Origin of the sequence: Oceanobacillus aidingensis (assembly GCF_042654105.1) — a bacterium.
In the GTDB taxonomy this organism is placed as follows: Bacteria; Bacillota; Bacilli; order Bacillales; family Amphibacillaceae; genus Oceanobacillus; species Oceanobacillus oncorhynchi.
Window position 1 is genome coordinate 135,773 of sequence record NZ_JBHSFT010000050.1, and the last position, 13,326, is coordinate 149,098.

The window sequence follows — 13,326 nt, forward strand, 5'->3', positions numbered from 1 at the left end:
ATGCTATAATGGAGTTCGATTCCATTTAAAGATACGTGAAAAAAATAGATAATTTAGCAAGCTGGAGGAACTATTTCATGACAAAATTAACACCAATGATGCAGCAATACATAGATATTAAGTCGCAATATAAGGATGCTTTTTTATTTTATCGGCTTGGAGATTTTTATGAGTTATTTTATGAGGATGCTACAAAGGCTGCGCAGGAATTAGAAATTACCTTAACGAAGCGGGCCGGGGGCAATGATCCGATTCCGATGTGCGGTGTTCCTTATCATTCTGCAGAAAATTATATCAAGGTATTAATCGATAAAGGGTACAAGGTAGCCATCTGTGAGCAAGTTGAGGATCCGAAGACAGCGAAGGGCGTGGTCAAACGGGAGGTTGTCCAAATGATCACCCCGGGTACGGTGATGGAAAGTAATATGCTTGTGGAAGGTGAAAACAATTATATCGGCAGCCTGTCTCATTTTGGAGATGGTTCCTTTGTCATTGCGTATAATGACTTATCAACTGGAGAGAGCCGCCTGGCTTTAATGCAGGATGGCTGGGACAGTGTGATTCATGAATTTTATCATCAGCCGGTAAAGGAAATCGTGATTTCCTCTTCTTTGCCGGAAGAATTGCAAGCGCAGCTCAAGGAGCGGCTGCAGGTTACATTATCCTATCAGGATGAAGTGAATTTTAATGCGGAATTTCGTGAGCTGAGTGAGAATTTAAATGATGAACGTCTGATGGAGGCCTTCAGCAGATTATTGAATTATATCCAGAACACACAGAAGCGTTCCTTAGATCATCTGCAGCCGGCAGAAGTGATTGAGCTCAAGCAATATATGAGCCTGGATATGTATTCCAAACGCAATTTAGAGCTGACAGAGTCGATTATGAAAAAATCAAAGCACGGCAGCTTATTATGGGTTTTGGACAAAACGGTAACCGCAATGGGCGCAAGAATGCTGAAAAAATGGCTGGAGCGGCCGCTGTTAAATCAAGTTAAAATAAATCAGCGGTTAGAAGTCGTCGAGACCTTTCTGAATGCTTTTATGGAACGGGAAAACCTGCGGGAAAGCTTAAAGTCGGTATATGACTTAGAGCGCTTATCCGGAAGAATTGCATTTGGGAATGTCAATGCAAGAGACTTAATCCAATTAAAGCAATCCCTGCAAAATATTCCGGCGATAAAAGAGACGCTCAATGCGCTTCATGTTCCTGAAGTGAGCGAGCTGGCAGATGCCCTGATTTATCCTGATACTATTGTTGAAGTGCTGGAAAACAGCTTAGTCGAAGAACCGCCGCTTTCTATTAAAGAAGGGGCTTTGATAAAAGAAGGCTATCATGAAGAATTAGATAAATACCGCGATGCGTCTAAAAACGGAAAACAATGGATTGCATCCCTGGAGAAAAAAGAGCGGGAAGTAACTGGAATCAAGTCGCTGAAAATAGGATATAACCGTGTGTTTGGCTATTATATTGAAGTGACGAGACCTAACCTGCCTTTATTACAAGATGACCGCTATGAACGGAAGCAGACGCTTACCAATGCAGAACGCTTTATCACACCGGAGCTGAAAGAAAAAGAAACACTTATCTTAGAAGCAGATGAAAAAAGCGTAGAGCTGGAGTATGATTTATTTATTAAAATCAGAGAGCAGATAAAGCAGGATATTCCGTTAATTCAGCAGCTTGCGCAAATTATCAGTGAAATAGATGTATTGCAGGGCTTTGCGACAATCAGTGAAGAAAATAATTATAAACGTCCGGCTTTCCAGGAAGGTGTCTTCTCTGTAGAGGGAGGACGGCACCCCGTTGTCGAGCAGGTGATGAAGACCGGAACCTTTGTACCAAATGATGTACAGCTGGATGCTGACAACCAGATGCTGCTTATTACCGGCCCGAATATGTCTGGTAAAAGTACCTATATGCGTCAAGTAGCATTAATCGCTATCATGGGACAGACTGGCTGCTTTATACCGGCTGAATCAGGAATCTTGCCTGTTTTTGATCAAATTTTTACACGGATCGGTGCAGCGGATGATTTAGTTTCTGGACAGAGTACCTTTATGGTAGAGATGCTGGAAGCCAGGCATGCGATCCAAAATGCTACCGCCAACAGTCTGATTTTATTAGATGAAATAGGACGTGGAACAAGTACGTACGATGGCATGGCCTTGGCTCAGGCGATTGTAGAGTATATCCATAACCATATTCACGCCAAAACCCTTTTCTCCACGCATTATCATGAGCTGACAGCACTGGAGGATTCCTTAGAGCATTTAAAAAACATTCATGTCCGTGCGGAAGAGCATGAAGAAAATGTTGTTTTTCTTCATCAAATCAAAGAAGGAGCAGCAGACCAGAGCTATGGTATCCATGTTGCTAAATTGGCCGATTTGCCGGATGAGTTAATCAATCGTGCTTCTGTTATTCTGGAAAGCTTTGAAAATAATGATTCCAAAGAAGCGCAGAAAGAGGAAGCTCCTTCTCTTGAACCAGAAGAGGCCGAATCAGCTCAATTATCCTTTTTTGCAGAGGAAAACAGTAAAGAACATAAGCCAGCGAAGTTAACTAATAAAGACAATGCAGCCTTAGAGGAGCTCAAAAGCTTAAATATATTAGAGATGAACCCGTTAGAAGCTATGAATGAATTATATCGCCTGCAGAAGAAATTAAAGTAACACGCATTTAGAGGAAGGTGATAATATGCCAATTCAACAAATGCCGGATAGTCTGGCAAATAAAATCGCAGCAGGAGAGGTGGTAGAACGTCCTGCTTCGGTAGTTAAGGAAATCATTGAAAATAGTATCGATGCAGGTGCCACCTGGATACGCATCGATGTACACGAAGCCGGATTATCGGAAATACGCATTGTCGATAATGGGGCTGGTATTGCTGCAGAGGATGTGGAGAAGGCTTTTTTGCCGCATGCGACCAGTAAAATAAGCACAGAAACCGATTTGTTCCATGTGACCACACTTGGATTCCGTGGAGAGGCACTGGCAAGTATAGCTTCTGTCAGCAGACTGTCTATCCAGACCTCCCAAGGAGACGTTGCCGGAGTATCGCTTGAATTAGAAGGCGGAGAAGTTGTCAAAAGGGGCAAGAGCGATGCCCGCCAAGGTACGGAGATTGTTGTCAGTGATTTATTCTATAATACACCGGCACGGTTGAAATATATGAAAAGCCTTCATACTGAGCTGGGACATATATCAGATGTTTTGAACCGGATGGCATTAGCGCATCCGGAAATTCGGTTTGAAGCAACGCATAATGGCAAAGGGCTCCTAAAAACTTCAGGCAACGATGACATGCTGCAGGTCATTTCGCAAGTGTATGGAATGAGTGTGGCCAAGCAAATGTCCCCAGTTGAACATAAGACGCTGGATTTTACGATTACCGGCTATATTGCGAAGCCGGAGGTGACAAGAGCATCCAGAAACTATATGTCAACGATTATTAATGGCCGATTTGTCCGCAACATTGCCCTGAATAAAGCAATTATTGAAGGATATCATACGCTGCTGCCAATCGGCCGTTCTCCAATTGTTGTTCTTTCTATTGAAATGGATTCGATTCTGGTCGATGTGAATGTCCACCCTGCCAAGCTGGAGGTCCGGTTCAGTAAAGAAAAAGAGCTGTATGCAGCAGTCAAAGATATGATCCAGGCTCATTTTCGGAAAATGACACTTATCCCGGAAGTAACGAAAAAGCCGGAGCCGAAGCAAAAATCAGAACAGCATACGTTTCAATTTGAAACAGAGCCTGCTTCTCCATTTCAGGAGAAAGAGAAAAAAATAGAAGCGGAAAAACCATCTGATGCTGTTATCAGAGAAGACAATCGGTATCAGGAGGAAGAACCCGCCTTTCTTCGTGAAGAGAACACCCATATTGAAGTTCAAAGGCGCGAACAGGAATCAGCACCTGCCCCAGAAGGAAACGTCTCTGAGGAGCTTATAATGGACGCTCCCGTTCCTCCGATAGAAAAAGCATCCGAGCAGGTTCAGCCTCGGGTCCCAATGATGTATCCAATCGGGCAGCTGCAGGGAACCTATATTATGGCACAAAATGAAAATGGCCTGTATATGGTGGATCAGCATGCTGCACAGGAGCGGGTAAAATATGAATTTTTTAAGCAAAAGCTCGGCAAACCAATCAATGAGTCACAGGAGCTTTTAATACCGCTGACCTTTGATTTTTCTAAAAAAGAGGCTATCTTTATTGAAGAAGCAAAGGATACGCTAGAAAAAGCCGGCTTATTTTTTGAACCGTTTGGTCACCAGACCTATGTTATACGTTCTCATCCAACCTGGTTTCCGGCTGGCCTGGAGGAAGAAATTATCCGGGAAATGGTGGAGCAGTTTATTCAGGAATCAACAGTGAATGTAGAAAAAATACGGGAAGAAGCAGCGATATTAATGTCTTGTAAACGGTCGATCAAAGCAAATCATTATTTAACCAGCGAGGAAATGTTCCAGCTGCTCGAAGACTTACGAAGTACCACCGATCCTTTTACATGCCCGCATGGAAGGCCGATTATTGTTCATTTCTCTACCTATGAATTAGAAAAGATGTTTAAGCGTATTATGTAGAATGGAAGCAAAAAAATAATGAAGTTGAGGAATAAATAAATGAAGAAAAAAGTAGTTTCTATCGTAGGACCAACAGCAGTCGGAAAGACAGCATTAGGAATTGCTGCTGCAAAAAAGTTCCGGGGGGAAATTATCAGCGGAGATTCCACACAGGTATATAAGGGGATGGATATCGGTACAGCTAAGGTAACACCGGAGGAAACGGAAGGCATCCCTCATCATATGATTGATATTATTAAGCCGGATCAGCCATTTTCTGTTGCCGATTTTCAGGAGCACGTGAAATATCATATTGAAGCAATCCACGAACGGGGCAACCTTCCAATCATTGTTGGCGGGAGCGGCCTGTATATTCAATCTGTACTGTTTGATTACCATTTTTCCGACCAGCGCCGCGACGAGAAGTTAACGAAAAAGCTATTTCAGCAGATCGAAGCAGAAGGTACGGATAGCCTGTATGAACGTCTGAAGCAGGTTGACCCGGAGCAGGCCAAAAAAGTTCATCCGAATAATCACAGGCGTCTTGTCCGCGCCTTAGAGGTCTATGAGCTGACCGGACTGACAATGTCGGAGTATCAGAAAGAGCAGCAGCCAGAATCCCCTTATGATCCATATATTATCGGATTAGATATGGACCGGGCTGTATTATATGAACGGATTAACCGCCGCGTGGATAATATGATAGAAGCTGGATTAATGGAGGAAGTCAAGTTTCTTATTGCAAATGGCTATAAAAACTGCCAGTCGATGCACGCAATCGGCTATAAGGAGATAGCAGCTTATCTAGACAACCGCTTATCACAAGCAGAAGCTGTCAACGCGATTAAACAAAACTCACGCAAATATGCGAAAAGACAACTTACATGGTTTCGGAATAAGCTGGATGTAAATTGGTATCAGCTCACGGAGAAGGAAGCTGCACAACAAATGAAATTAATTTTAAATGATTTAGCAGGATTTTTAGAATCATAAATCGAATAAAGATGTATAGATAGAAAAGAGGAGGAACTTATTTTATGGCTCAATCCGTTAATATTCAAGATCAATATTTAAATCAATTGCGAAAAAATCATGTTTTTGTCACTGTTTTTTTAACTAATGGCTTTCAATTAAGAGGGACGGTCAAAGCGTTTGATAACTTTACGGTGCTGTTGGAAACAGACGGCAAGCAGCAGCTTATTTTTAAACACGCTATTTCTACATTCTCTCCATCGAAGAATGTGGAAATTGAAAAAGAATAGAGATGTGAGGAGAGGAGCTTGGTTGAGCTTCTCTCTTTTTGATATGGGGAACAGGTTAGGATTATACGTGATACACGAATAAGCCTCTCTTTGAACTTAATCAACAAGAGAGGCTTAAGGCTTCACTTCATTTTGTTTACTTACCAGCCAACATATTTCATTAAATATAAATTGGATTCTTTTTAATCACACAATCACAAGGAAGGATGCTCATTCCGGTAATACTCATGAAATACCTTCATCAACGCTCTTTTTTCAATCCGGGAAACATAGCTTCTGGAGATGTTTAACTTCTTTGCAATTTCACGTTGAGTCATTTCATCCTGATCATTTAATCCGTAACGATACACAATTACTTCCCGTTCGCGGCTGTCTAAAATAGAAAAATACTGTTCAATCTTTGAAATTTCCATATTTAATTGGATATATTCAATTACATTTTCATTTTCAGCTTCTAATATATCAATTAAGCTGATTTCATTTCCTTCTTTATCTTGCCCAATCGGATCATGCAGGGAGACGTCTTTTTTGACTTTCTTAAGTGCTCTTAAATGCATCAGTATTTCATTTTCCACACAGCGGGCGGCATAGGTGGCCAGTTTGGTACCTTTTCCTGTAGAAAAGCTTTCGACTCCTTTGATTAAGCCGATGGTGCCGATAGAAATTAAATCTTCCATATCCTCTCCGGTATTTTCAAATTTCTTAACCAGATGGGCTACGAGACGGAGATTATGTTCAATCAGTTTGTTTCTGGCTTCTTCATCTCCTTCCTGCATCAATTGGATGTATTTTGCTTCTTCCTTAGGGGATAGTGGCTGAGGGAAAGACTGGTTCTTGACATACGAGACGAAAAATAAAGCTTCTTTAATAAACAGTCCAAGTGCAGATAATATCATGGACAAATCCCATCACCTCCAAGAGTAAGCATCTTTCAACCTTCTAGGTAATTGCCTATAGCCTATTCTTATGTGTGGAAGAAGAAAAACGTGTCTGTCCATACAGAATGGAAAAGCTAAAAAGGAGAAAATAATTTTATTTTCCTCGCCAATTCGGGATTTTTATAAGGGAACGATCTATATAAAAAGCTCCAATTTCTCTTGATAACAGGAGAAATCGGAGCTTTTATTTCATTTAATTTGATTGGTTTTGATCTGCATCGTACATTTCTTTTAAATCATCGGTTATTGTATTTTTATCGAGTTTTACTCCATTCCGGTAAGCTGATCTTGTAACCATCAGACTGGCTACCGGAGCTGTCAGGAATAAGAACAGAATAGCTAATAATATTTTTGCGTTCATTTCGCCCTGGGTTAAAAAGTGGATAAATACAGCCAGCATAATAAAAATAACACCTAACGTCGCACTTTTACCGGAAGCATGTGCACGACTGTATACATCCTTTAGCCGGAGTATACCGATGGCGCTCACTACGGCAAAAAATACACCAATGACAACAAAGACAGTTACAATTGTTTCAATCATCGCGGTCAATGACAACACCTCTTTCCAGGAATTTTGAAAGGGTCAAGGTCCCGACAAAACCCAAAATAGTAAGTACGAGAACAATGTCAGAGAACACGGATGTGTCTTGTAAAATCATCAGTATCCCGATAAAACCGACAAGCAGAACACCAATAGCATCCAACGCCAGAATTCTATCCTGTGTAGACGGACCAATCATAACACGGATAAACAATAAAACGAGGGCGACGGAAAGTGCACTCAATGCAACAATCAAAATTGTATCAAACATTATTTCGTCACCTCCATGATTGCTTTTTCAAAAGAGTCCTGGATATCCTTGATCATAACTTCTTTATCTGGCACATCGATTGAATGTACATAAATGGTTTTGCTGTCATCTGAGAAATCCATGGAAATCGTTCCAGGAGTCAAGGTGATCAATGCTGCCAGGATAGAGATTTCAAAGTCTGATTCTAAACGTGTTCTGACAGCAACAATTCCAGGCTGATGATCTTGCTTCGGATTAAGCACTACTTTTACAACATCAATATTTGCTTTGATTAATTCAATCATAAACAAATAAATTAATTTCATAATCGCCCAGACTTTTTTTAAATAAAAATCAAACTTTAAGAAATGTCGTATAACAATTAAAATTAAAATCCCAATGAAATAACCGGAAAGAAAACTTACGAATGTATACTCATTTTGTAAAAACATCCAGAGTATCGCGAGCAAAACGTTTATTAATATTTGAAATGGCATAGCAACTACTCCTTCAGCACAGATTCAATATAATTTGTAGGATTCATAATATCTTCTGCAACTTCCATCGAATAGGTGAAAATTGGTTCCGCTGCAAATCCTAAAATAATGGTAAGTGCAACAAGCGGTAAGATCGGCAGTAACAGTTTTCCTACGGGAATCTTTGCTTGTGCCGCTGTATGCTTCTGCTTGCCCCAAAAAGCGTAACTGAAAATTTTCATCATAGAAAATAAGGTCAGAAGCCCAACCAGGAGCGCTACCGCAGAAATGACATACTGTTGTTCCTCAAAGCCCGCTAATATTATCGGGAACTTACTAAAGAACCCGCTTAACGGCGGAATACCTGCTAAGGAAATGGCAGTGATAAAGAACAGCCAGGCAAGCCAAGGATGGGTTCCAATCAATCCGCCCATTTTCTTTAAATCAGTTGTTCCCGTAATTTTCTGTGTTGCTCCAGCAAATAAGAAAAGTGCTGTTTTTACAATCATGTGATGCGCAATATAGTAAATGGCACCGGCAACAGCTAAAGGAGTGAAGATACCAAGACCCATCACCATATAGCCGACCTGGCTGATAATATGATAGGAGAGAATACGCTTGAAATCAAATTGCGATACAGCTCCAAGAACTCCGAATAACATGGTAAAACCGGCAACCGTAACAATTAATCCTTTGTGCGTAAAGCCTGTATCATGATTGAAAATTACAGTAAATGTACGGATAATCGCATAAATACCTACTTTGGTCAACAGACCCCCAAATAAGGCTGCTATAGCAGCAGGAGGACCGTAATAGGACTTCGGAAGCCAAAAATAAAGCGGGAATAAGGCTCCTTTAGAAGCAAAAACAATAAACAGCATAATAGCTACTATATTGAGTGCGCCAGTCTGGTCTAATTCCGAAACACGCTGGGCGATATGCGCCATATTCATTGTTCCGGTAATAGAATAAATCCATGCTATCCCTACAATAAAGAGGGCGGATGCAAAAATGTTGATAATTACATACTTAAAGGACTCTCTTAACTGATAGCCTGTCCCTCCATGAACAATCAATCCATAAGAGGCAATCAACATTACTTCAAAGAACACAAATAGATTAAATAAATCGCCTGTTAAAAAAGAACCGTTGACCCCAATCATTAAGAAAAGATAAAGCGGGTAGAAAAACTGCTTTTCACGGTCTCTGGCGATTGTCTGGAAAGCAAAGAACAGACAAACGGTACCTACTAAAGTAGATAAAAGCAGCATCAGTGTTGAAAGTAAATCTGCAACAATAACAATTCCAAAAGGTGCCTCCCAGTCGCCGACTTCCAATACGAGCGTTCCATGCTGGTACACATAAATTGCTAAATAAACGGAAAGTGCCAGTAAAGCAAGCATTGTAATTCCGCTTATCACACGCTGTATCGTGTGTCGTTTGTATAAAAGTATAAGTATAGCACCGATTATGAAAGGTATAATAACCGGCAGAATAATTACATTACTCATCAGCAGAACCCCTTAATTCTTCTAAATCGTCTGTTTTATGCACTTTATAGGTCCGATAAGACATAACTAACAATAAAGCAGTAACAGCAAAAGCAATAACGATGGCTGTCAGTACCAGCGCCTGAGGCAGCGGATCTGTATATGCTTCTGCTTCAAAACTTAAAACAGGAGCAGCACCGCGCTGCAGCCCGGACATCGTTAATAATAAAAGATGCACGGCGTGAGAAAGTAATAATGTAGCTGCAACAACGCGGAGCAGGTCTTTAGACATAAACAGATAAATCGTTACGCTAAAAACAATTCCTATGACAATTGACATTAATAGTTCCATTATTTATCATCCTCCGCAATCGTCAGAATAATTGCAAGTGCACTGGCCAGTACAACAAAGTAAACACCTAAATCAAAAGGCAGTGCGGTGGTCAATTCAACCTCTCCCAGGATTGGCAGTCTAAAATAGTCAAAGAATTGTTTTAGATAAGGAAAACCAAAAACCATAGAGACCACACCTGTTACACTGGCAAAAAGTAACCCGATGCCGATTATTTTTATATAATCAAATCGAATGACCTTCTTAATGGAATTTAAGCCAAATGAGAGGTACAAAATAAGAATGGCACTTGCAGTCATTAGACCTCCAATAAATCCTCCGCCAGGGCTGTTATGACCTGCGAGCAGTAAATAGATAGAGAAGGAGAGGACAATCAAAATAATGAGTCTGGTCAATGTCTGCAGCATCATATTATTTGGTTTTTTCATCATACGTCCTCACTTCCTTTAAAACGTAATCGTATTAAACTGACAACGGTTAATACCGCTAAAGCGACAACAAGCACTTCCAGCATGGTATCGAGACCACGGAAATCCACCAGGATAACATTTACGATGTTATATCCTCCAGCTTCTTCCTTGGCATTTTCAGTATAGTACTCGGAAATCGAAGAATAATTTGCCTCTTGTCCCAATGAAAATGCAGATAGGGAACCAAGTGTAATTATCAGCCCAAATCCAATGGAAATGATTAATTTAACAGCCTTCAATTTTGGAGGTGTTTTTACCTTCTTCAATTTCGGCAAGTGATAAAAGACAAGCATAAACAAAATAACGGATACGGTTTCGATAAGCAGCTGCGTCAATGCTAAATCCGGAGCTCGGAACAGAACAAACAATAGAGCTACGATAAAGCCGCTGACACTTGTTGCAATAATTAATGCTACCCGATTATTAATAAACGGAATAACAATAACAGACCCGATAAATACTGCAATGACAAACCATACGTAAATTGGCACCGGTGATAAATCAAGCGATTGGATCGCCGGTAAATTATAACGGTACATCGTATAGGCCATTATCAATATGATAAATGTACACATATAGATGAAGTAATCTCTTAACCTGCCTGTCATCTGGATACGTGTTAGCCATTGAGACCCTTTTACTAAGCCGTCATATCCATAATCATAGGCGTAGTTGAACAAATCACGTTCCCCGCGGTAGAATGCGGTATTTTCCCATTTTTTAAAGGTCATAAATAAGATGACACCCAATACTACCACACCGATTGTCATCCATAACTCTGGTGCTAAAAAGCCATGCCAGTGAGTGATGTGTACATCAAAAAACTCTCCTGGAGAAAGAATGCCGGGTGCGATAGCAGCCATAGCAGGCTCGATAATGGAGTACGCTAACAGATTAGGGAAAAGCCCGAATACAACAACAAGAACAGCGAGTATGATAGGGCTAATCAGCATACCGATCGGAGCCTCATGCACATGTTGTACTTTTAGCTTACTGCTATCGAATTTACCCATAAACGTCTTTGAAAACATCAGGATACAATATAAGAAGGTAAATACGCTGGCAATCCAAGCAATAATCGGAATGATAAATCCAAATGTTTCTAAATGGAAAATACCGTATTCCGTCACATTCAGCATCCCTGTCAAAAACATCTCTTTACTTAAAAAACCATTAAATGGAGGCAATCCTGCCATCGAAGCCAGTCCAATAAGAGAAATGGTTGCTGTAATAGGCATAATGGTCATTAAACCGCCCAGTTTACGGATATCTCTTGTACCTGTCTCATGGTCAACGATTCCGGCTGCCATAAACAGACTTCCTTTAAAGGTTGCATGGTTAACCAGATGAAATACCGCTGCTAAGATGGCGGTCATGTATAACGCATTGTCCCCATCCTGAAAATAGAACGCAGCAGAGCCTGTCCCAAGTAAACTCATGATTAAACCGAGCTGACTTATGGTGGAAAAGGCCAGAATTCCTTTTAGATCCTTTTGCCGTACTGCTGAAATAGAGCCCCATGTTAAGGTAACTAATCCGGCAATGGTAATAATCCAGAACCATTCTGGTGCACCTCCGAATACCCCGGTCAATCTGGCAACAAGATAAATTCCTGCTTTTACCATAGTTGCAGAGTGAAGATAAGCACTGACGGGTGTCGGCGCTTCCATTGCATCTGGAAGCCAGATGTGGAATGGAAATTGAGCCGACTTGGTAAATGCGCCTAGTAAAACCAGAATCATTGCCGGGATAAATAATCCGCTCGCCATCACAATGTCCGCATTTGCTATCAGCTCCCTGATACTGAATGTGCCGGCAATAACGTAAAGTAAAGAAAAACCAGCGAGCATGGATAATCCGCCGAAAACGGTGATATACATTGATTTTTGAGCACCATAAATAGATTTTTCTCTCGTATACCAGTAACTGATTAATAATGAAGAAGCGATACTTGTTACTTCCCAGAAAACATAAATAACAATTAAGTTATCGGAAAGAACGACTCCTAACATAGCACCCATAAACATTAAAAGATAGACATAGAAATTGTTTAACTTTTCTTTTCGTTTCGACAAATAGTAAATAGAGTAGAGAACAACGAGTGCTCCGATTCCTGTAATCAATAATGCGAAGAGCAGACTTAGACCGTCAACATATACGTTGAAGTTTATTCCGAGGGAAGGAACCCAGTCCAAATTATTTAAAATTGCTTCGCCAGATGATGTTCTAGGTATAAAAGATAGAAAATAAATGAATAGTACCAGAGGCAGAATCAAAACAAACCAGCCAGTATGTATTCTCTTTAAATACTTATACAAGAATGGAATAAGTATGGCTGCGATAAACGGTGATAAAACAGCCCAGTGTAGTAACGTCAAAAGTAATTCCTCCTTTTACAAAAATAGCGAATTCCTTTTAACTGTAGAGCAAAATAAAATACTTTAAATATTCCTTCAGTTAAAAGTGTTCAAGTTCATTTCTAATGTTGAAAACAAAAAGCCTGCCTATTATGAATAAGAAATAGGGGTGGAAGCTTTCTTTTTACAGAGCACATAAAGGTTATTCGGTGTGATAATGAAGGGGGAATACCATGCTTTCTATTTGTTCTCCATCTCTTTACGGTTTTTTTTGCACAAAGTTAGAGTGCTACATTTGATTATAACCTATTCAGAAGATGGATGCATACAAAAAGAATGTGATGATCAGGATGGAAAGCTTGTATTTTAAATAGGAAGAAACAAGGGAAAAAAGCGAAAAAAAAACTTCAATTTTTAAATTGAAGTTTGGGAAACAAGACAAAATTATACAGATTCTTTAATTTTATGAGATAGAGATCTTTTATGGATTTCTTCCTCAAACAAAGAAAGAAAATCAGGACTTAAGTTTAATGATATTGCTTTATAATATGATTCAAGTAATAGTTCGTCCGATAATGTTTCCACAATACAACCTCCTCAAGTGTCAGCATTTCTATTAAG

13 protein-coding genes are annotated in these 13,326 nt (G+C 40.1%); 4 read left to right on the forward strand and 9 right to left on the reverse strand.

Annotated elements, in window-relative coordinates:
* Window positions 1-77: 77 nt before the first annotated feature.
* The 4 genes from mutS to hfq are packed head-to-tail and all read left to right on the forward strand — an operon-like array spanning window position 78 to window position 5,828.
* Entirely contained in the window at window positions 78-2,675 is a 2,598-nt protein-coding gene (gene mutS, locus ACFO3P_RS21615) for a DNA mismatch repair protein MutS (RefSeq protein ID WP_289584577.1), read from the forward strand.
* A 25-nt stretch (window positions 2,676-2,700) separates the two neighbouring features.
* Window positions 2,701-4,587, forward strand: coding sequence for a DNA mismatch repair endonuclease MutL (gene mutL, locus ACFO3P_RS21620; RefSeq protein WP_289584578.1), 1,887 nt, complete (start codon window positions 2,701-2,703; stop codon window positions 4,585-4,587).
* A gap of 39 nt (window positions 4,588-4,626) precedes the next feature.
* The gene (gene miaA / locus ACFO3P_RS21625; RefSeq protein WP_289584579.1) at window positions 4,627-5,559 is read left to right on the forward strand and encodes a tRNA (adenosine(37)-N6)-dimethylallyltransferase MiaA; all 933 of its coding nucleotides are present in this window, start codon (window positions 4,627-4,629) and stop codon (window positions 5,557-5,559) included.
* Window positions 5,560-5,603: 44 nt separating this feature from the next.
* Window positions 5,604-5,828, forward strand: coding sequence for an RNA chaperone Hfq (gene hfq / locus ACFO3P_RS21630; protein WP_042534897.1), 225 nt, complete (start codon window positions 5,604-5,606; stop codon window positions 5,826-5,828).
* A 194-nt stretch (window positions 5,829-6,022) separates the two neighbouring features.
* On the opposite strand, the gene sigK is transcribed toward hfq, so the two are convergent.
* The 9 genes from sigK to ACFO3P_RS21675 form a co-directional block, all read right to left on the reverse strand.
* Window positions 6,023-6,730 carry an RNA polymerase sporulation sigma factor SigK gene (gene sigK, locus ACFO3P_RS21635; protein WP_042534895.1) on the reverse strand — a complete coding sequence of 236 codons (708 nt, stop codon included), beginning with the start codon at window positions 6,728-6,730 and terminating at the stop codon, window positions 6,023-6,025.
* Window positions 6,731-6,959: 229 nt separating this feature from the next.
* Window positions 6,960-7,310, reverse strand: a complete 351-nt coding sequence (gene mnhG / locus ACFO3P_RS21640; protein ID WP_306432767.1) for a monovalent cation/H(+) antiporter subunit G — start codon at window positions 7,308-7,310, stop codon at window positions 6,960-6,962.
* Window positions 7,303-7,581, reverse strand: a complete 279-nt coding sequence (locus ACFO3P_RS21645; protein WP_042534890.1) for a Na(+)/H(+) antiporter subunit F1 — start codon at window positions 7,579-7,581, stop codon at window positions 7,303-7,305. The genes mnhG and ACFO3P_RS21645 overlap by 8 nt, the downstream gene beginning before the upstream one ends.
* On the reverse strand, window positions 7,581-8,057 hold the full coding sequence (locus ACFO3P_RS21650; protein WP_289584580.1) for a Na+/H+ antiporter subunit E: 477 nt from the start codon (window positions 8,055-8,057) through the stop codon (window positions 7,581-7,583). The genes ACFO3P_RS21645 and ACFO3P_RS21650 overlap by 1 nt, the downstream gene beginning before the upstream one ends.
* A 5-nt stretch (window positions 8,058-8,062) precedes the next feature.
* Window positions 8,063-9,547, reverse strand: a complete 1,485-nt coding sequence (locus tag ACFO3P_RS21655; RefSeq protein ID WP_042534886.1) for a Na+/H+ antiporter subunit D — start codon at window positions 9,545-9,547, stop codon at window positions 8,063-8,065.
* Complete coding sequence (locus tag ACFO3P_RS21660) at window positions 9,540-9,878, reverse strand: Na(+)/H(+) antiporter subunit C (protein WP_212929077.1); 339 nt, start codon at window positions 9,876-9,878, stop codon at window positions 9,540-9,542. The genes ACFO3P_RS21655 and ACFO3P_RS21660 overlap by 8 nt, the downstream gene beginning before the upstream one ends.
* A complete protein-coding gene (locus ACFO3P_RS21665; RefSeq protein WP_379542619.1) occupies window positions 9,878-10,309 on the reverse strand; it encodes a Na(+)/H(+) antiporter subunit B in 432 nt (143 codons plus the stop codon). Before ACFO3P_RS21665 ends, ACFO3P_RS21660 begins: the two co-directional genes overlap by 1 nt.
* Entirely contained in the window at window positions 10,306-12,726 is a 2,421-nt protein-coding gene (locus tag ACFO3P_RS21670) for a Na+/H+ antiporter subunit A (RefSeq protein ID WP_042534883.1), read from the reverse strand. The genes ACFO3P_RS21665 and ACFO3P_RS21670 overlap by 4 nt, the downstream gene beginning before the upstream one ends.
* 423 nt (window positions 12,727-13,149) lie before the next feature.
* A complete protein-coding gene (locus tag ACFO3P_RS21675) occupies window positions 13,150-13,290 on the reverse strand; it encodes a sporulation histidine kinase inhibitor Sda (protein ID WP_042534881.1) in 141 nt (46 codons plus the stop codon).
* Window positions 13,291-13,326: the final 36 nt, after the last annotated feature.

Bases quoted from the DNA above. Each gene is read 5' to 3' on its own strand.
- mutL (WP_289584578.1), top strand. From the start codon at position 2,701: ATGCCAATTCAACAAATGCCGGATAGTCTGGCAAATAAAATCGCAGCA.
- mutS (WP_289584577.1), top strand. From the start codon at position 78: ATGACAAAATTAACACCAATGATGCAGCAATACATAGATATTAAGTCG.
- mnhG (WP_306432767.1), bottom strand. From the start codon at position 7,310: ATGATTGAAACAATTGTAACTGTCTTTGTTGTCATTGGTGTATTTTTT.
- ACFO3P_RS21660 (WP_212929077.1), bottom strand. From the start codon at position 9,878: ATGGAACTATTAATGTCAATTGTCATAGGAATTGTTTTTAGCGTAACG.
- ACFO3P_RS21650 (WP_289584580.1), bottom strand. From the start codon at position 8,057: ATGCCATTTCAAATATTAATAAACGTTTTGCTCGCGATACTCTGGATG.
- hfq (WP_042534897.1), top strand. From the start codon at position 5,604: ATGGCTCAATCCGTTAATATTCAAGATCAATATTTAAATCAATTGCGA.
- ACFO3P_RS21645 (WP_042534890.1), bottom strand. From the start codon at position 7,581: ATGTTTGATACAATTTTGATTGTTGCATTGAGTGCACTTTCCGTCGCC.
- miaA (WP_289584579.1), top strand. From the start codon at position 4,627: ATGAAGAAAAAAGTAGTTTCTATCGTAGGACCAACAGCAGTCGGAAAG.
- ACFO3P_RS21665 (WP_379542619.1), bottom strand. From the start codon at position 10,309: ATGATGAAAAAACCAAATAATATGATGCTGCAGACATTGACCAGACTC.
- ACFO3P_RS21655 (WP_042534886.1), bottom strand. From the start codon at position 9,547: ATGAGTAATGTAATTATTCTGCCGGTTATTATACCTTTCATAATCGGT.